Raw genomic sequence first — 19,333 nt, forward strand, 5'->3', positions numbered from 1 at the left:
TATCGGGGCATCACAGCGGGGTGACGTAGTGGCCGCTGATTCCGCCGTCGACGAGGAACGACGACGCGGTGATGAACGACGAGTCGTCGCTGGCGAGGAATGCGACCGCGGCGGCCAGTTCCTCGGGCTCGGCGAAGCGACCGACGGGCACGTGCACGAGGCGGCGTGCCGCCCGCTCGGGATCCTTGGCGAACAGTTCCTGCAGCAGTGGGGTGTTCACCGGGCCGGGGCACAGCGCATTGACCCGGATGCCCTGGCGGGCGTACTGCACGCCGAGCTCGCGCGACATCGCCAGCACTCCGCCCTTGGACGCGGTGTAGGAGATCTGCGAGGTCGCCGAGCCCATCACCGCGACGAACGACGCGGTGTTGATGATCGAGCCCTTCTGCGCCGGGACCATGTGCCGCAGAGCGGCTTTGCAGCAGAAGAACACCGACTTGAGGTTGATGTCCTGCACGCGCTGCCACGCGTCGATGCCGGTGTTTTCGATCAGGTCGTCCTCGGGCGGACTGATGCCGGCGTTGTTGAACGCGATGTCCACGCCGCCGTGAACCTCGAGGGCCGTGTCGAAGAGCTTGTCCACCGCCACCTGATCCGACACGTCGACCTGCACGAAGGTCACGTTCATGTCGTTCGCGACGCTCTGGCCGGTCGCCTCGTCGAGGTCGCCGATGACCACGATGGCACCTTCGGCCTGCATGCGCTTGGCCGTCGCCAGACCGATGCCGCTGGCACCGCCGGTGATCACGGCGACCTTGCCGGCAAGACGCTGGGTCAGATCCATCAGTGCTCCTCCTGAACTGCAAAAAAGACATTCTTGGTCTCGGTGAACGACAGTGGGGCATCCGGGCCGAGCTCACGCCCCAGCCCGGACTGCTTGAAGCCGCCGAACGGCGTGCTGTAACGCACCGACGAGTGCGAATTGACCGACAGGTTGCCCGCTTCGACGGCGCGCGACACCCGCAGCGCGCGCGACAGGTTGTCGGTCCAGATCGAGCCGGACAGTCCGTAGGGCGTGTCGTTGGCCAGTGCGATCGCGTCGGCCTCGTCGTCGAACGGCAACACCGTCACGACCGGGCCGAAGATCTCCTCGGTGACCGTGCGGTCGTCGCGCGCAGGGGTGAGAACCGTTGCGGGGAACCAATATCCCGGCCCCGAGGGGGCGTCCCCGCGGAAGGCCACCGGGGCGTCGTCGGGAACGTAGCCGGCCACCGACTCCCAGTGCGGCTTGGACACCAGCGGACCCATCTCGGTACCTTCGGCGCGCGGATCTCCCACCACCACACCTTTGACGGCTGGCTCGAACAGTTCCATGAAGCGATCGAACACGTTGCGCTGCACCAGGATGCGACTGCGGGCGCAGCAGTCCTGACCGGAGTTGTCGAACACACCGTAGGGTGCCGTGGCCGCGGCCTTCTCGAGATCGCAGTCGTCGAAGACGATGTTGGCGCTCTTGCCGCCGAGTTCAAGCGTCACCCGCTTGACCTGCTGTGCCGCACCGGACATCACCCGCATGCCGACTTCGGTCGAGCCCGTGAACACGATCTTGCGGACATCGGGATGGGTGACGAAGCGTTCGCCCACCACCGAGCCCCGGCCGGGCAGAACCTGGAACAGGTCGGCGGGCAGACCCGCCTCGAGGGCGAGTTCACCGAGCCGGATCGTGGTCAGCGGGGTCCACTCGGCGGGTTTGACGAGGACGGCGTTGCCGGCGGCCAGTGCGGGTGCGAACCCCCACGACGCGATCGTCATCGGGAAGTTCCACGGCGTGATCACGCCGACCACGCCCAGCGGTTCGTTGAACGTGACATCGAGTCCGCCGGCGACCGGGATCTGCTTGCCGGACAACCGCTCCGGACTGGCCGAGTAGTACTGCAGCACGTCGCGGACGTGGCCCGCCTCCCAGCGGGCGTTGCCGACGGGATGACCGGAGTTGGCGACCTCCAGTTGCGCCAACTCCTCGACGTGGTCGTCGACGACGGCGGCGAACGCACGCAGCGCGGCCGCCCGCTCGGCCGGCGCCAGCCTCGCCCACGCCTTCTGCGCCACGCGGGCCCGCGCGACCGCGTCGTCGACGCCGGCCTCGTCGGTGTGGGTGACGGTGCGCAGCACCTCCTCGGTGGCCGGGTTGATTACGTCACTGGTCGTGCTCATGCGCTCACTTTCTTCGCTGCGTTCTGCGCCGCGGCGCCGACCAGGCCTGCGAACAGCCGCAGGTCGTCGAGCCGCTCTTCGGGATGCCACTGCACCGCGACCACCCAGTGGCCCGGGTTGCGGCGCTGGTCCACCTCGATCGCTTCGATCACGCCGTCACTGTCCGACGCGCTGACGATCAGGCCGTCGCCGAGCCGATCGATGGCCTGGTGGTGGTAGCACTGCGCATCGGTGCTCGAGCCGACGAGCGCGGCCACCTGGGTGCCGGGGACGGTCGTGATCGTCGACGTCGAGAACACCGCGTTGCCCTGCTGATGGCGAGGGTGGCCGAGAACTTCGGGCAGATGCTGGTGCAACGACCCGCCGAGCGCGACGTTGAGCACCTGTGCGCCGCGGCAGATGCCCAACACCGGCAGGCCGCGGCGCAGTGCGGCCTGCAGCAGCGCCAGCTCGAACGTGTCGCGGGTGCGGCTGTCCGCGGTCGGCTCGTCGGTGGCCGGATGGCGGGTGCTGCCGTAGGCCGCGGGGTCGACATCCCGCCCCCCGGTGATGATCAACCCGTCCAGCCCGTCGAGGATGCGATCGGCGATCGCGTCGTCGACCGGCTGCGGCGGGAGCAACGTCGAGATACCGCCGGCCAACCCGACGCCCTCGAAGTAGATCGCGGGCAAGAAGCTGGCCCGCACATCCCACACCCCGGTCTGTGCCTGCTGCAGATAGGTGGTGAGTCCGATGACGGGCCGCCCAGCAGAGGCATTCACATCAGAGGCGTTCAAAGCCGCGAACCCTTTCCCAGTCGGTCACTGCTGCGTTGAACGCCTTGAGTTCCACGCGCGCATAGTTCAGGTAGTGGTCGACCACGTCGTCGCCGAACGCCTCCCGGGCGATCGTGGAGTTGTCGAACAGCTCGACGGCCTCGGCCAGCGTCGTGGGCAGCCGCTCGGCGCCGCTCTTGTACGCGTTGCCCTCCAACGCATCCGGCAACTCGAGCTCGTTCTCGATGCCGTACAGCCCACCGGCGATCAGCGCCGAGACGGCGAGGTACTGGTTGACGTCGCCCCCTGGCGCACGGTTCTCCATTCGCATGCCGGCGCCGTGGCCGACCACGCGCAGCGCACAGGTGCGGTTGTCGAAGCCCCACGCGATCGCCGTCGGCGCAAAGCTCCCTTCGGCAAAACGCTTGTAGGAGTTGATGTTCGGTGCATAGCAGAGGCTGAATTCCCGCATGGTGGCGAGCTGGCCCGCGATGAAGCTGCGGAACAGCGGAGTCATCCCGTCTTCGGCGTCGCCGTCGGCGAACACCGCACTGCCGTCTTCGCCGCGCAAGGAGATGTGGATATGGCAGCTGTTGCCTTCCCGCTCATCGAATTTCGCCATGAACGTCAGGCTCTTGCCGTGCTGGTCGGCGATCTCCTTGGCACCATTGCGGTAGATCGTGTGGTTGTCGCAGGTGGTGCGGGCATGGTCGTAACGGAACCCGACCTCTTGCTGACCGAAGTTGCACTCCCCCTTGACGCCCTCGCAGTACATGCCCGCGCCGTCCATACCGAGCCGGATGTCGCGCAGCAGCGGCTCCATCCGCGTCGAGGCGAGCATCGCGTAGTCGATGTTGTAATCGGTCGCCGGGGTGAGGCCCTTGTATCCGGCGGCCCAGGCGTCGCGGTAGGTGTCGTCGAACACGATGAACTCGAGTTCGGTTGCCGCATAGGGCACCAGGCCGCGCTCGGCGAGGCGGTCGATCTGGCGGTTGAGGATGCTGCGCGGCGCCTGAGTGACCGGCCGGCCGTCGGTCCAGGACAGATCGGCCATCACCAGCGCCGTACCCGGCTGCCACGGAATCAGGCGCAGCGTCGCGAAATCGGGCGTCATCACCATGTCGCCGTAGCCGGTCTCCCAGCTCGAGATCGCGTAACCGTCGACGGTGTTGTTGTCGACGTCGACGGCCAGCAGGTAGTTGCAGCATTCGGCACCGTGCTCGGCGACGTCGTCGGCGAACAAGCGCGCCGAGATCCGCTTACCGGTCAACCGGCCCTGCATGTCGCAGAACGCGACGATCACGGTGTCGATGTCCCCGGCGTCGACCAGCGCATCCAGCTCGGATCGCGACAACATGCCTCGTGTCCCCATCGGTGTCCTCATCCTCGTCACCCTGCGCCGACCCTGAACGCGCCGCGCGCTTCTCGCGCCCGAACACACTCGCACAAAACTGCCTTCAAAGGTAGGACACCAGACCAATAGCGGTTTATTGTCATGCTCTGCGCCTGCGCCGCCGCCGACGCGCACCTGTCCCCCCACACAGGAGGTCCCCCGTGCCCGAGGGTCACGAACTGCTCGACGACGACGAAAAGCACCTCGCCTCGCTGGGATACACCCAGGAACTCCACCGATCGTGGTCGGCGTTCTCCAACTTCGCGATCTCGTTCTCGATCATCTCGATCCTGGCGGGCTGCTTCACCTCGTTCGGCCTGGGCTGGAACAACGGCGGCCCGGCGGCCATCGCCTGGGGGTGGCCGATCATCGCGGTCTTCATCCTGATCATCGGGCTGTGCATGTCCGAGTTGGTCTCGGCGTTCCCCACCTCGGGTGGGATCTACTGGTGGGCCGCCAAACTCGGCGGCCCCAAGGCCGGCTTCTACACCGGCTGGCTCAACCTCGTCGGGCTCATCGCCATCCTGGCCTCGGTGGCCTACGGCAGCGCCACGTTCCTGGACCTGACGCTGGGCACCTTCAGCGAAGGCTGGCTCGCCGGCTACAGCCTCACCCGGACCTTCGTGTTGTTCATCGTGATCCTGGTCGTCGTCGCGCTGATCAACATCTTCTCGTCGCATCTGCTGGCCGTCATCAACAACATCTCGGTGTGGTGGCACGTCATCGGCGCCCTCGCCGTGGTCGGCATCCTGTGGATGATTCCCGAGCAGCACGCCAGCTTCTCCACCGTCTTCGCCACCACGGTCAACAACACCGGCTGGTTCGGCGGCTCGACCTCCGGGTTCGGCTTCCTTCTCTTCGTGCTGCCGATGTCGGCGATCCTGACGCAGTACACGATCACCGGCTACGACGCGTCCGCGCACCTGTCCGAGGAGACCAAGAGCGCGGCCGACGGGGCCGCCAAGGGCATCTGGCGGTCGATCTTCTACTCGGCGATCGGCGGCTGGATCCTGCTGCTGACGTTCCTGTTCGCAGTCCAGGACGTCGACGGCGTGACCGCGGGCGGTGGCGCCGTGGCGACGATCTTCAGCCAGGCCATGGACTCCAAGTGGGTGGCGATCGTGCTGCTCATCTCGACGGCCGGCCAGCTGTTCTGCACCACTGCCTGCCAGACCAGCGCGTCGCGCATGCTCTTCGCCTTCAGCCGCGACCGGGCCGTACCGGGTCATCAGCTGTGGTCCAAGGTCAACGGCAAGCGGGTGCCCGCGAACGCGGTGATGCTCACGGCGACCATCGCGGCGATCATCACACTGCCGGCGCTGGTCGAGGTCGACATCAACGGCGCCCCGGTCCCGGTCGCGTTCTTCGCCGTCGTCTCGATCGGCGTCGTCGGCCTGTACCTGTGCTTCGCCGTGCCGATCTACTACCGCTGGAAGGCGGGCGAGGAGTTCCCGCTGGGCAAGTGGAACCTGCGCGGACACCACAAGTGGATGGCTCCCGTGGCGATCCTCGAGATCGTGATCACCTCGATCATCGCCATGTTCCCCACCTCGATCAGCGGCGCGCCGTGGGACCCGAGCTTCGAATGGAAGTTCGTCAACTACACCCCGCTGCTCGTCGGCGGCGTGCTCATCCTGCTCTACATCTACTGGCACGCCTCGGTGAAGAAATGGTTCACCGGGCCCATCAAGCAGGTCGACGAGTCCGGCGGCGAGCTGGAGAACGTCGGCTGAGCGCACCTGTGACACGGATCTCGATCTTGATCCCGAAAACGCGTTTGGCGTCCTGACCCCGGGGTAAACGTCGTCATCGTCGCGCGTCGAAGCGCGGATGCAAACTGATCGAGGAACGCCGACACGGAGTAGGGTCGAACACGTGTGTGGAGCCACCGGCGAGGTACGCCTCGACGGAACCAGCCCAGATGTCCGCGCCGTCACCGCGATGGCCGAGGTCATGGTCCCCCGAGGCCCAGATGCCGCCGGCGTCTGGGCTCAAGGCCGAGTCGCGCTGGGCCACCGGCGGTTGAAGATCATCGACCTCACCGAGGCCGGGGCACAGCCGATGGTCGACGCCGAGCTCGGCCTGTCGATCGCCTGGAACGGCTGCATCTACAACTACGAGGACCTCCGCGACCAGCTGTCCGGCCACGGGTACCGGTTCTTCTCCCACAGCGACACCGAAGTGCTGATCAAGGCTTACCACCACTGGGGTGACCGGTTCGTCGACCGCCTCAAGGGCATGTTCGCCTTCGCGATCGTCGAGCGTGACAGCGGGCGGGTGCTGCTGGGCCGCGACCGCCTCGGCATCAAGCCTCTCTACCTGTCGGAGACCGACCACCGGATCCGGTTCGCTTCCTCACTGCCCGCCCTGCTGGCCGGCGGCGATATCGACACGCGCATCGACCCGATCGCGCTGCACCACTACATGACTTTCCACTCGGTGGTGCCCTCCCCGCGCACCATCCTGCGCGGGGTGACCAAGCTGCCGCCGGCGTCGCTGATGGCCATCGAACCCGACGGCACCCGGACGGTCACCACGTACTGGGAGCCGGACTTCACCCGCCGCGCCGACCGCGCCGACTGGTCCGAAAAGGACTGGGAGGACGCCGTACTCGAGTCGCTGCGGGTTGCAGTCAAACGCCGACTGGTCGCCGACGTTCCCGTCGGCTGCCTGCTGTCCGGCGGCGTGGACTCCAGCCTGATCGTCGGACTGCTGGCCGAAGCGGGTCAGCACGGACTCGCCACGTTCTCGATCGGATTCGAATCGGTCAACGGGGTCGCCGGCGACGAGTTCAAGTACAGCGACATCATCGCCGAGCGCTTCGGCACCGACCACCATCAGATCCGCATCGACACCGCGCGCATGCTGCCTGCGCTCGACGGCGCGATCGGCGCGATGAGCGAACCGATGGTCAGCCACGACTGCGTGGCGTTCTACCTGCTCAGCCAAGAAGTGGCCAAACACGTCAAGGTGGTGCAGTCCGGGCAGGGCGCCGACGAGGTGTTCGCCGGCTACCACTGGTATCCGCCGATGGGAGAACCCGCTGCGGCGTCGCTGGACGGTTCGGTCGCGAGCTACCGCGGCGCGTTCTTCGACCGGGACCGCGCCGGCTACGCCGACCTGGTGTCGGCTGCCTACCTCGCCGACGACGATCCGAGCGGGCTGTTCGTCACCGAGCACTTCGCTCGCGGTGGGGCGGAGACCGGGGTGGACCGGGCGCTGCGGCTGGACACCACGGTCATGCTGGTCGACGACCCGGTCAAGCGCGTGGACAACATGACGATGGCCTGGGGGCTCGAGGGGCGCGTGCCGTTCCTCGACCACGACCTCGTCGAGCTGGCCGCGACCTGCCCGCCACAGCTCAAGACCGCCCACGAGGGCAAGGGCGTGCTCAAACAGGCTGCGCGACAGGTCATTCCATCCGAGGTGATCGACCGGCCCAAGGGCTACTTCCCCGTCCCGGCACTGACCCACCTCGAAGGCCCTTACCTGGATCTGGTGCGCGACGCGCTCTACGCACCCGCCGCCAAGGAGCGGGGGCTCTTCCGGCCCGAGGCGGTCGAACGCCTCCTGGCCGACCCCAACGGCAAGCTCACGCCGCTGCGCGGCAACGAGCTGTGGCAGATCTCCCTGCTCGAACTGTGGCTGCAGAAGCACGGGATCAACGGGCCGGCAGCGTGACAGACACGGCCGACCCGGCTTCAGAGCGGTCCGAGGCAATCACTCTGGCCCTACATGAGGCGTCCCCACCCGACATGATCGACGCGATGGGCTCCGATGTGGTGCTCGAATTGGGTTGGGGCCGACTGATCTTCGGGCAGACGTTCAGCGATCCGGCCCGGTTGGCCGACGTGCTGCGCGCCGAGGCCCAAGGGCGCCGCGACATCTGCATGTACGCGCGCGAGCCGCATGTGCTGGTGTCCAAGGCACCGGCCGAGCTCTTCATCGATCCCAGCCACACCTACCGGTTGCGCTTCGCCGAGGACGGTGACGCCGCGGCCCGGCCGCCCAGCGGGTTCACGGTCCGCCCGCTCCAGCAGCGGGACGACGCCGACGCGATGAACCGCGTCTACGTGCGGTGCGGGATGGTGCCCGCACCGACCGACGTGCTCTGGGACAACCACCGGAATCAGCCCTCGGTCGACTACCTGGTTGCCGTCGCCGATGACGACGGAAGCGTGATCGGCACGGTCACCGGTGTCGACCACACCACCTTGTTCGCCGATCCGGAGAACGGAACCAGTCTGTGGACGCTGGCCGTCGACCCGGGCGCGACCCTGCCGGGCGTCGGGGCAGCCCTCACCCGTGCGCTGGCGGCGCTGTATCGCGATCGCGGTCGGTCCTACATGGACCTGTCGGTGACCCACGACAACAACGCCGCGATCGCTCTCTACGAGAAGCTCGGCTTCAGCCGCGTCCCGGTGATGGCGGTCAAGCGCAAGAACGCGATCAACGAGCCGCTCTTCACTCATCCGCCGGAGACGGTCGACGACCTCAACCCGTACGCGCGCATCATCGCCGACGAGGCGATGCGGCGCGGCATCTGGGTGGAGGTGCTCGACGCCGAGGCCGGCGAGATGCGGCTGTCCCATGGCGGACGCAGCGTCGTCACCCGAGAGTCGTTGTCGGAGTACACATCCGCGGTGGCGATGAGCCGGTGTGACGACAAGCGACTGACCCGCCGCATCGTCTCCGAGGCCGGGATCGCCGTGCCCATGGGCCGGCTCGCGACGTTCGACGCAGCCGACCACGAATTTCTCGCCGAGGTCGGCGACGTGGTGGTGAAGCCGACGCGCGGTGAGCAGGGCAAGGGCATCACCGTCGGGATCGAGAGCGACGAAGAATTGGACGCCGCGCTGGCGCGGGCCCGCGAGCAACACCCCGAGGTGCTGATCGAGCAGCGCGCCGAGGGAGACGACCTGCGCCTCGTGGTCATCGACAAGAAGGTCGTCGCCGCGGCCCTGCGACTGCCAGCCGAGGTGACGGGCACCGGCCGCCACACCATCGGCGAGCTGATCGAGGCGCAGAGCAGGCGGCGCGCCGCCGCTACCGGCGGGGAGTCCCGGATCCCGATGGACGTCGTCACCGAGACCACCGTTCGCGAGGCCGGCTACTCGTTCGACGACGTGCTGCCCGAAGGTGAGCGGCTACGAGTGCGGCGCACCGCGAACCTGCACCAGGGCGGCACCATCCACGACGTCACCTCCACCGTCCACCCGGAGTTGTGCCGGGTCGCCGTGGCCTCGGCAGAGGCGATCGGTATCCCCGTGACGGGCATCGACCTGCTGGTCCCCGATGTCACCCGGCCCGACTACGTGTTCATCGAAGCCAACGAGCGGCCCGGGCTCGCCAATCACGAACCTCAGCCCACCGCAGCGGCTTTCGTCGATTTCCTGTTCCCGGGTCAGCCCGGCATTCCGCAGGCATGGACTCCCGAGGAAGCACCGAGCAGCGCCGACACCCAGGTCTGAGTCATCAGGTCTAAGTTACCGAGGCCTGAGTCACCACCCACCCACCCAGCCGTCGAAGACGGCGTCGGGCTCAGCTTCTGGGTGTTCGGACCGGCCGACCAAGAAGTCGAAGTCGCAGCCGCGGTCGGCCTGCAGCACGCGGTCGACGTACATCGCCGCGTACCCGCGCCGGTGCCGCACAGGTGGTGCCGGCTCCAGTGCCGCGCGACGCTCGGCCAGTTCGGCGTCAGTCAGCTCGACATGCAGTAGGCCCGCGTGAGCGTCGAGGCAGATGATGTCGCCGTTGCGCACGAGCCCCAGCGGACCGCCTGCCGCCGACTCCGGACTGACGTGCAGCACGCAGGTGCCGTAGGCGGTGCCGCTCATCCGCGCATCGGAGATCCGCACCATGTCGGTGACTCCTTCGCGGAGCAGCTTGCTCGGGATCGGTAGCTGCCCCCACTCGGGCATGCCCGGAGCGCCGCACGGCCCCGCACTGCGCAGCACCAACACCGAGTCCGCGGTGACGTCCAGATCGGGATCGTCGAAGCGCGCCAACAGGTCTCGCATGTTCTCGAACACCACCGCCGGGCCACGGTGGACCAGCAGCTCGGGGCTCGCGGCGGCGCATTTGATGACCGCACCGTTCGGGGCGAGGTTGCCGCGCACCACCGCCAGGCCTTGGGGCGGCTGGAACGGCCGGTCCAGCGACGTGATCACCGCGCTGTCGGCGACCGGCCGGGCCGGCAGGTTGGCGGCAACGGTCTTACCCGTGACGGTCAGCGCGTCGGTGTGCAGCAACGACTCCAGGGACTTCATCACCGCGGGGATGCCCCCTGCGTGGAAGACCTGTTCGACGAGGTGTCCGCCCGCCGGTCGCACGTTCACCAGCAGCGGTGTGCGCGCGGACAATTCGTGGAACCGGTCGAGGGTCAGCGGCACTCCGGCGCGCCCGGCGATGGCGAGCAGGTGCACGATGGCGTTGGTCGAGCCACCCACGGCCAGCATCAGCGTGATGGCGTTGTCGAAGGCGTCGGCGGTGAGCACGTGCGACGGGCGCACACCCTCGGTGGCGAGTCCGACGGCTCGGGCACCCACCTCCTCGGCGACCTGCATGCGGCGCGAGTCCATCGCCGGCACCGCCGCAGCGCCCGGCAGGGTCATGCCGAGCCCTTCGACGATGGTCGCCATCGTCGACGCCGTGCCCATCTCCGGGCAGTGGCCTCGCGACGGACCGGCGGCCGCCTCCAACCGCTCGTAGTCGGTCATCGACATCCGTCCGGCCCGGACGTCGTCGATGTACTCCCACAGATCGGTTCCCACGCCGAGCTGCCTGCCCTCGAACACTGCGGGTGCGGCGGGCCCGCCGGTCAGCACGATGGCCGGCACGTCAGCACTCGCCGCGCCCATCAGCTGCGCGGGCACGGTCTTGTCACACCCGCCCAACAACACCACCGCGTCGAAGGGGTACGCGCGGATCGACTCCTCGACGTCCATGGCCATCAAGTTCCGGAACAGCATCGTGGTCGGCTTCATCAGCTGTTCGCCGAGTGACATCGTCGGGAACTCCAGAGGGAAGCCACCCGCAGCCAGCACTCCACGCCGCACCGAATCGGCGAGACCGCGAAAGTGCATGTTGCAGTTGACGACTTCGGACCACGAATTGCAGATCCCGACGATCGGCCTGCCCTCGAAGGCCATCCGGGAGAACCCCGATGCCCGCATGGCGGACCGATGGACGAAGCCCGGGACGTTCTGGCCGGCGAACCATTTGGCACTGCGCAGAGTCATCGGACGCGGGCAGCGTATGCGGTGATCTTGCGCAGGGCGGGTTGACGCGCGGCCCGATATCCCACCCAGCGACCCGGTCGCGTCGACATCAACGTGCCCACCATCCGCTGCTGCCAGGGCACCCGGGCGGTGCTGATCGGGGCTCGGCCCGTGGCGGACGGGACACCCGCGGCGTCGGCGAGCGCCACTTTCGCGGCATTGTGGCCATTGGCACCCATCACACCGCCGCCGGGATGCGTACCCGAGCCGCACAGGTAGTAATTTCGCACGGGCGTGCGGTAATTCGCGAGCTCGGGCAGCGGCCGGGCACCGAACAACTGGTCGAGCATCATCGACCCGTGGAAGATGTTGCCATCGGTGATCAGGTACTCGTTGTCGAGATCATCGGGGGTGATGATGACCCGGTCCAGAATGTGCTCGCGCAGGTTCGGCGCATAGGTGAACAGGTCCTCCAGCACGAGGTCGGCCCACTTCTCCTTCTCCGCGGCCCAGGTGGTGCCGGTGAGCTCCGACGGCAGCTGCTGGATACCGAGAGTCATGGTGTGCAGCCCCGGCGGCGCCAGCGAATCGTCGGTCACCGACTGGGTGACGGCCTCGATGACGAAGGTGCTCGGGAAGGTGCCGCGCCGTTGCGCCTCGTAGGCTTCCTCGAACGCCTCCCGGCTCGGACCGAGCAGCTGATGCCCGTGGTGCTGCGGCCCCTCGGAGGCGTCGGCGAACGGAAGATACTGCGGCAGTTCATCGATCAGCAGGTGGATTCGCGCCATCGAGCCGCGCGTGTCGATGTTCTCGACGTCACGCACCAGCCGCGCCGGCAGCACGCCGGGTTCGAGGAGCGTCAGCAGTGAGCGTTTGGGATCGGCGTTCGAGAACACCTGCGCTGCGGTGATCGTCGTGCCGTCGGCCAGCCGCACCCCGGTGGCCACCCCACGGTCGACGATGACGGTGTCGACCGGAGCGGAGGTCCGAATCGTCGCACCGTGATCGCGTGCCCCCGCGGCGAGCGCCTCGCTGATCGCGCCCATACCGCCGCGGGCAAGGCCGAATTGCCCGAAGTTGCCGTTGAACTCACCCCAGGAGTGGTGCCCGTAGGTGTAGGCGGTGCCGGGTGTCGACGGTCCGCCGAAGATGGACACCATCCCGAAGAACGTCAGCATGCTCTTGAGGCGCTCGTCCTCGAAGTACCGATCGAGAAGATCGCGTACCGACAGGAGCGTGAACTCGTCGAAAAGGGTCTGCTCCCCCGCGGCTTCGAACGCGGCGAACACCTCGGAGCGCTCGGGCGGGGGCTGGAGCAGATACGGCGTCACCAGCCCGGCGAACCGCTGCAGCCGCACCCCGAAATCGAGGAACGCCTGGGCGTCCTTCTTGTTGATCTTCTCGAGTTCTCGAAGGGTGCGGTCGGTTTCCTTCCACATCGTGAAGGACGTGCCGTCACGAAACATACTGTAGGACAGCGCATCTCCCTGATAGAGCTCCAGCCCGTACTTGGCCAGTTCCAGCTCCGCGATGATCTCCGGACGCAGCAGGCCGGCGATGAACGCACACGACGACCATTTCGAGCCGGGGATCAGCTCCTCGGTGACGCAGGCGCCGCCGACGATGTCGCGGGCTTCCAGGACCAGGACGCGCTTGCCTGCGCGGGCCAGATAGTTGGCGGTGACCAGTCCGTTGTGGCCCGCGCCGATGATCACGGCGTCGTAGTCGGATGTGGTGGACATCTAATGCTCCTGCGGTAGTACGGAAGGACGGGTGAGCGTGGTGGTGACGCTGCCGAGTTCGACGAGCTCGTCGAACCGCGCGAGCACGGGCTTAAATTCGGGGGCCTTGGCGAGAAGCCGTTGCCATTCCGGCCACGACGTCACCGTCATGGCCTCGATGACGTCGGCGCCGCCGGGCTCGGGATCGTCGACGAAGTAGACGTCGAACGCGAGCACCACGTCGAACGCCAGACACACCGGCCGGTCGAGTTCGGCGGAGAACCGCTCGAAGTCGGCCAGCGCCACTCCCGGGCGCAGCCGGAACGTGTTGATCGCACTGACCGCCATGTCAGGCGCTCTCGCGATTGATCATCACGTGCTTGATCTCCGTGTACTCCTCCAGTGCGTACACTGACATGTCCTTGCCGTTGCCGGACTGCTTGAAGCCGCCGTGCGGCATCTCCGGCGTCACCGGCAGGTGATCGTTGACCCAGACAGTGCCGAACTGCAGCTCACTCGACGCGGTCATGGCGCGGCCGATGTCCTGGGTGAACACCGAAGCGGCCAGGCCGTATTCGGTGTCGTTGGCCCATGCGATGACGTCGTCGCCGTCGCCGAACCGGGTCACCGAGGTGACCGGACCGAACACCTCGGTACGCACGATCTCGTCGCCCTGGCGCGCACCGACGACCACGGTGGGGGCGGTGTAGAAGCCGGTGCCAGGGTTGTCGCCCTGGATCAGCTCGGTGTGTCCGGTCTGCTTCGCGCGCTCGACGAACCCCTCGACGCGGTCGCGGTGTTCCGCGGTGATGACAGGTCCCATCGCGGTGTTCTCGTCGGCGATGTCACCGAGATCCAGTGCCTTGACGGCCTTCTCGAGTCCGGAGACGAGTTCGTCGTGCACCGAATCGTGCACGTAGAGTCGCGAGGCTGCCATGCAGTCCTGCCCGGAATTGCAGAACGCGCCCTCCATGATCTTGGACACCGTGAGCGGGATGTCGGCATCGGGGTACACCAGCACCGGCGCCTTGCCGCCCAGCTCGAGATGTAGCCGCTTGAGGTTGGTGTCCGCGGAGGCGCGCATCAGCGCCCGGCCGGTGTCGACGGATCCGGTCAGCGACGACATCCGAACCAGCGGGTGGGCGACCAACCGGGCACCGACATCCTCGCCGTCACCGGTGACGACATTGAAGACTCCGGCCGGGAACAGGTCGGCGGCCAGTTCGGCCAGGCGCAGCACGGAGAACGGCGTGTGCTCGGAGGGCTTGAGCACCAGGGTGTTCCCGGTCAGCAGCGCCGGGGAGATCTTCCAGATCGCCATCAGCAGCGGGTAGTTCCAGGGCGCGACCGAGCCGACGACCCCCAGCGGGTCGCGCCGGATGATGCTGGTCTTGCCCGGCACGAACTCCCCCGCCGCGCGGCCCTCCATGGTGCGGGCGGCCCCGGCGAAGAATCGCAGATGGTCAGGGATCATCTCCATCTCTTCGAGCGCCAGGCCGATCGGCTTGCCGACGTTGCGCGATTCGATCTCGGCGAGGGTGCGGGCGTCGTCCTCGACACGGTCGGCGAGCTTGAGGAATGCGCGCGCCCGTTCCCCTGCCGGCGTGCTGGCCCAGTCTCTGAACGCAGAGTGGGCGGCGGCCACGGCGCGGTCGACGTCGTCGACGGATCCGTGGGCGATCTCGGCGAATGCCTCGCCGGTGGCGGGCGCCGGCACCTCGTCGACCGCGCCGCTCGACGCAGGGGTCCAGGCGCCGTCGATGAACATCGTGCTGTGGAAGGTCATGTGGTACTCCGATTCTGGTTGTGCGGAAACGAGATTCAGTTGTCAGCGGTGCCGGCGTTGGCGGCCATCGTCAGCAGGGCGCGCACCGTGTCCTTCGACATCGGCTGCGCGGCGATGGACATGTGCACCATCACGCCTTCGATGACCACGTCGAGCAGCCGTGCGGTGGCGCGGTCGAAGTGCTGGGACAGGGCGTCCTCTGCGCGCTCCATCCATCGCTGGGTGATGCGCTTGTTGTCGGACCTGCGCACCGCGTCGCCGTAGAGCTCGTAGGTGACGGCGAGTTCGTTCGGGTTGGCGGCCAGGTCGTCGGTGACGGCGGAGACAATGCATTCGATGAGGTCGCCGCCCGTCTCACACGATGCGAGTCGCTCTTCGAAGCGCGTCGCGAGCTTTTCGACATGCGCCTGGAAGGCCTGGTGGACGATGTCGTCGAGGGTGGCGAAGTGGTAGGTGATGGAGCCGAGCGGGACGTCGGCAGCCTCGCCGATGGCGCGGTGGGTGATACCGGCGACACCGTCACGGGCCAGGACGTCCAGTGCCGAGTCCACGATGCGTTCCTTTCTGTCGGGGTCGTGACGGCGCGCTCGCCGGGTGCTGGAGGCCATGTACTCGCCCTTCCTTTAGGAACACACGTACGTATCGATAAGGACAAACGTACCTATAAATGGGCGTTCGTGTGCGCCTTCGAAGAGGATCGACCTACATCGCTTCGGGGGCGGGCTCGTCCAACTGACGCTCGTTGAGCGCTCGTCCGACCAGTTCGTACTTCTCCGGCGCGGCGAACCGCAGGTAGGCGCCGTAGGCCATTCCGGCGAGCAACGCGACGAACACCAGCGAGACCATGACCGCCGCGGTCGCGCCGTGCACGCCCAGCAGCACGTCGAGGCTGTCGAGGGTCAACACGAAGAACACCCCCAGTCCGACGACCGCCAGGATGGGCGCGATCACGGTGTTCCACCGGCGCTTGTCGACGGTCGATTTCCGGAAGAACACGAAGATGGCCACACCCGCGACGAGCTGCGAGAAGATGACGCCGATCGTGCCGATTCCCGTCGCCCAGGTGAACAGGGTCGCGAACGGATCGAGGCCGGCGACCGCGAAGGCGACGATCACGATGCCCACCATCGCGCTCTGGACGATCGACGCCACCCACGGTGTCTGGCGGCGCGGCAGTGTCCACCCCAACGGTTTCCACACCAGGCCTTGGCGGCCCAGCGAGAAGAGGTAGCGGGAGACGTTGTTGTGGAAGGTGACGATCGCCGCGAACGTCGCTGTGACGATGAGGATCTGGAACAGCAGCGAGATGTTGTGGCCGATGATCGTGTCGCTGGCCGCGAAAATGAAGTTGCCACCGGTGTCCGTAGCGATCGTGACGACCTTGTCGAGGCCCAGCGCGTTCATGATGAGCCAGCCGGAGACCGCGTAGAGGGAGCCCATGAACGCGATCGACAGGTACGTGGCCCGCGGAATGGTCCGGGCAGGGTCACGCGCCTCCTCGCCGTAGATGGCCGACCCCTCGAAGCCGATGAACGAGGCGTGGGCGAACATCAGGGCCACTCCGAGCGCGCCGCCGAGCACGACACTGGGCGCGAACGGCTCCAGGGAGAACTCGGAGACCGGCACGTTGTCGCCGAACAGACTGAAGGCGCTCAGCACGGTGATCATCGTGACCTCGAGGGTCATGAACACACCGAGCACCTTGGCGCCGGAGTGCACCCCTTGAATGCCCAGACCGAGGCATGCGAGCAGACCGACGAACGCATACACCCACCATGGAATCGCCACGCCGAGAACGGGATTGAGAAGCTCGCTCGCGTAGTAACCGAAACCGCCGTACAAGCCGGCCTGAATCGCGTTGTAGGCGAAGATGGCAAGCGATGCCGAGCCGAGCCCGGTGATCCGGCCCAACCCCAGTGTGACGTAGGCATAGAAAGCTCCGGCATTGGTGACGTGACGACTCATCGCCACGTATCCCACAGCGAAGATCATCAGTACGACTGCGGCGATCACGAACGCGCCGGGCATGCCGACGCCGTTACCGGCTCCGATGATGATCGGGTAGAGCGCGACGACGACCGTCAAGGGCGATGCGGCGGCGATGATGTAGAAGAAGATGCTCGGAACGCCGAGGCTGTTCTTCTTCAAACCGTGATTGAGGCGTGCGCTGCCGGCAGGATCGGTGGCGGCCGCGGTGGCGGCTCGACGTACGCCGAGCCGCCGCTGGGGTGGCGTGAGTGTGGGGATGTTCTCCATGATGGTCCGTCTCTCGTTGTTCACGATGGTTTCTGAACATTTCGTGTCCGGGCGCCGACTCGATTTCGGTCGGACGCGTCGGGGAGATCTCTGGTCACCCCCTCAGGTCGAGCGCAAGGTCGATGAGCAGATCTTCTTGACCGCCCACCATCGATCGGCGGCCGGCTTCGACGAGCAGTTCCCGCGTCTGGACGCCCACCTCCGCGGCGACGCGCTCTGCATGGAGGAGAAAACTCGAGTACACCCCGGCGTACCCGAGGGTCAGGGTCTCCCGGTCCACCCGCACGGGCCGCTTCTGCAGTGGCCGTACCAGGTCCTCTGCGGCGTCCATCAGCGCGAACAGGTCACAGCCGTGCGCCCACCCGTTGAGCTCGGCGACCGCGACGAACACCTCGAGGGGGCAGTTCCCGGCCCCCGCTCCCAGGCCGGTCAGGGATGCGTCGACACGGTGCACCCCTTCTTCCACGGCCGCAACGGAATTGGCTACGCCGAGCGCCAGGTTGTGGTGGGCGTGCACGCCGATCGTCGTGGTCGGCGACAGCACATCGCGGTAGGCGCGGACGCGGTCACGCACGTCTGTCATCGTGAGCCGGCCGCCTGAGTCGGTGACGTAGACGCACAGCGCGCCGGCGTCCTCCATGATCTTGGCCTGAGCCGCGAGGCGATCGGGTTCGGCCAGGTGGGCCATCATCAGAAAACCCGCCACGTCGAGTCCGAGATCGCGAGCGGTGGAGATGTGCTGGCGCGCGATGTCGGCTTCGGTGCAGTGTGTGGCGATTCGCACCGACGTGATGCCGACGTCCACTGCGGCACGCAGATCGTCGAGGGTGCCGATACCGGGAATCAGCAGCGTCGTGAGTCGAGCGGTGCGAATGACGTCGGCGGCCGCCGCAATCCACTCGGTGTCGCTGTGGGCTCCGGCACCGTAGGTGAGGCTGCCACCGGCGAGACCGTCACCGTGGGCGATCTCGATGGCGGCGACGCCCGCCTGATCCAGCGCGCCGGCGATGCGCCGGGCGTCGGCAAGACTCATCGAATGGCCCACCGCGTGCATGCCGTCACGCAATGTCACGTCTTGGACGTAGATCTCGGTGCTCATCTCGCGGCCTCCGCGCGGTGCCCGGCGGCGACCGCCTGCTCGGCCACCGCGACCGCGGCAGCGGTCATGATGTCGAGATTGCCTGCGTAGCTCGGCAGGTAATCGCCGGCGCCCTCGACTTCCAGGAAGACCGTCACCTGCGCCAGATCGGCGGCCGCGGGGACACCGATCAGACGTCGACGCAGATCATCCTGTGGCACAGCCGAATACCGCACCTGCTGGCGCAGCCGGTAGCCGGGAACGTACCGGGCCACCGTGTCGACCATGTCGCGCACCGCGGCGGCGACCACCGCTTCGTCCGTCTCCGACACCAGGGCACTGACCGTGTCGCGCATGATCATCGGCGGTTCGGCCGGATTGAGAATGATGATCGCCTTCCCACGTCTCGCGCCGCCGACCGTCTCGATCGCGCGCGCGGTGGTCTGCGTGAACTCGTCGATGTTGGCGCGGGTGCCCGGGCCCGCCGAGCGCGAGGAGATCGACGCGACGATCTCGGCGTAATGCACCGTGGTCACCGACGACAGCGCGGCGACGATCGGGACCGTTGCCTGCCCACCACAGGTCACCATGTTGAGGTTGCGCTGCCCGGTCAACTCGGTCATGTTGACCGCGGGGACCACGAAGGGGCCGACAGCCGCCGGGGTCAGGTCGATGACCAGTCGGCCCGTCCCCGTCAGCACAGCGTCGTTGTGGCGGTGAGCCCCTGCGCTCGTGGCGTCGAAGACGACGGCGACGTCACCGAAGGCGGGCATGGCCAACAGGCCGTCCACCCCATCTGCCGTCACCGCCACACCAAGGGCGGCTGCGCGCGCCAGCCCGTCACTGTCCGGGTCGATGCCGACCATGGCGGCGATGTCCAGCACGGCAGAGCGCCGAAGCTTGTACATGAGGTCCGTGCCGATGTTGCCGGATCCGATGACGGCGGCGTAGTGGGTCATGATGATCGATC

The 19,333-nt window shown here is 67.2% G+C and carries 15 protein-coding genes; 3 read left to right on the forward strand and 12 right to left on the reverse strand.

Translation table 11 applies throughout. The features are described from left to right. Positions 1 to 10 precede the first annotated feature (10 nt). The 4 genes from PGN37_RS22950 to PGN37_RS22965 are packed head-to-tail and all read right to left on the reverse strand — an operon-like array spanning position 11 to position 4,281. Positions 11 to 787: a 3-oxoacyl-ACP reductase gene (locus tag PGN37_RS22950; RefSeq protein ID WP_335333338.1), complete on the reverse strand. Its 777-nt coding sequence runs from the start codon at positions 785 to 787 to the stop codon at positions 11 to 13. Continuing rightward, positions 784 to 2,154 (reverse strand): aldehyde dehydrogenase family protein, encoded by a 1,371-nt coding sequence (locus tag PGN37_RS22955; RefSeq protein WP_335333295.1) that lies wholly within the window; start codon positions 2,152 to 2,154, stop codon positions 784 to 786. Before PGN37_RS22955 ends, PGN37_RS22950 begins: the two co-directional genes overlap by 4 nt. After that, positions 2,151 to 2,915: a gamma-glutamyl-gamma-aminobutyrate hydrolase family protein gene (locus PGN37_RS22960; protein WP_335333296.1), complete on the reverse strand. Its 765-nt coding sequence runs from the start codon at positions 2,913 to 2,915 to the stop codon at positions 2,151 to 2,153. The genes PGN37_RS22955 and PGN37_RS22960 overlap by 4 nt, the downstream gene beginning before the upstream one ends. 1 nt (position 2,916) lies before the next feature. Continuing rightward, a complete protein-coding gene (locus PGN37_RS22965; RefSeq protein WP_335333339.1) occupies positions 2,917 to 4,281 on the reverse strand; it encodes a glutamine synthetase family protein in 1,365 nt (454 codons plus the stop codon). Positions 4,282 to 4,463: 182 nt separating this feature from the next. On the opposite strand from PGN37_RS22965, the gene PGN37_RS22970 reads away from it, so the two are divergent. The 3 genes from PGN37_RS22970 (at position 4,464) to ngg (ending at position 9,773) form a co-directional block, all read left to right on the forward strand. Then, positions 4,464 to 6,035, forward strand: a complete 1,572-nt coding sequence (locus tag PGN37_RS22970) for an amino acid permease (protein WP_335333297.1) — start codon at positions 4,464 to 4,466, stop codon at positions 6,033 to 6,035. A 142-nt stretch (positions 6,036 to 6,177) separates the two neighbouring features. After that, the gene (locus tag PGN37_RS22975; protein ID WP_335333298.1) at positions 6,178 to 7,983 is read left to right on the forward strand and encodes an N-acetylglutaminylglutamine amidotransferase; all 1,806 of its coding nucleotides are present in this window, start codon (positions 6,178 to 6,180) and stop codon (positions 7,981 to 7,983) included. Positions 7,984 to 8,057: 74 nt separating this feature from the next. Next, positions 8,058 to 9,773, forward strand: a complete 1,716-nt coding sequence (ngg, locus tag PGN37_RS22980) for an N-acetylglutaminylglutamine synthetase (protein WP_442932996.1) — start codon at positions 8,058 to 8,060, stop codon at positions 9,771 to 9,773. A gap of 30 nt (positions 9,774 to 9,803) precedes the next feature. On the opposite strand, the gene PGN37_RS22985 is transcribed toward ngg, so the two are convergent. From PGN37_RS22985 to PGN37_RS23020, 8 genes are all read right to left on the reverse strand, one after another. Next, entirely contained in the window at positions 9,804 to 11,543 is a 1,740-nt protein-coding gene (locus PGN37_RS22985) for a dihydroxy-acid dehydratase (RefSeq protein ID WP_335333300.1), read from the reverse strand. After that, positions 11,540 to 13,264, reverse strand: coding sequence for a phytoene desaturase family protein (locus PGN37_RS22990; RefSeq protein ID WP_335333301.1), 1,725 nt, complete (start codon positions 13,262 to 13,264; stop codon positions 11,540 to 11,542). The genes PGN37_RS22985 and PGN37_RS22990 overlap by 4 nt, the downstream gene beginning before the upstream one ends. Next, a complete protein-coding gene (locus tag PGN37_RS22995) occupies positions 13,265 to 13,591 on the reverse strand; it encodes a hypothetical protein (protein ID WP_335333302.1) in 327 nt (108 codons plus the stop codon). 1 nt (position 13,592) lies between these two features. Continuing rightward, complete coding sequence (locus PGN37_RS23000) at positions 13,593 to 15,029, reverse strand: aminobutyraldehyde dehydrogenase (RefSeq protein ID WP_335333303.1); 1,437 nt, start codon at positions 15,027 to 15,029, stop codon at positions 13,593 to 13,595. A gap of 35 nt (positions 15,030 to 15,064) precedes the next feature. Further along, positions 15,065 to 15,580: a TetR/AcrR family transcriptional regulator gene (locus tag PGN37_RS23005; RefSeq protein WP_335333304.1), complete on the reverse strand. Its 516-nt coding sequence runs from the start codon at positions 15,578 to 15,580 to the stop codon at positions 15,065 to 15,067. Between the two features lie 151 nt (positions 15,581 to 15,731). Next, on the reverse strand, positions 15,732 to 17,309 hold the full coding sequence (locus PGN37_RS23010) for an APC family permease (protein ID WP_335333305.1): 1,578 nt from the start codon (positions 17,307 to 17,309) through the stop codon (positions 15,732 to 15,734). 70 nt (positions 17,310 to 17,379) lie between these two features. Continuing rightward, positions 17,380 to 18,384: a 4-hydroxy-2-oxovalerate aldolase gene (gene dmpG, locus PGN37_RS23015; RefSeq protein WP_335333306.1), complete on the reverse strand. Its 1,005-nt coding sequence runs from the start codon at positions 18,382 to 18,384 to the stop codon at positions 17,380 to 17,382. Beyond that, complete coding sequence (locus tag PGN37_RS23020; protein ID WP_335333307.1) at positions 18,381 to 19,322, reverse strand: acetaldehyde dehydrogenase (acetylating); 942 nt, start codon at positions 19,320 to 19,322, stop codon at positions 18,381 to 18,383. The genes dmpG and PGN37_RS23020 overlap by 4 nt, the downstream gene beginning before the upstream one ends. Positions 19,323 to 19,333: the final 11 nt, after the last annotated feature.

It is taken from the genome of Mycobacterium kyogaense, assembly GCF_036946525.1.
GTDB classification, from domain to species: domain Bacteria; phylum Actinomycetota; class Actinomycetes; order Mycobacteriales; family Mycobacteriaceae; genus Mycobacterium; species Mycobacterium kyogaense_A.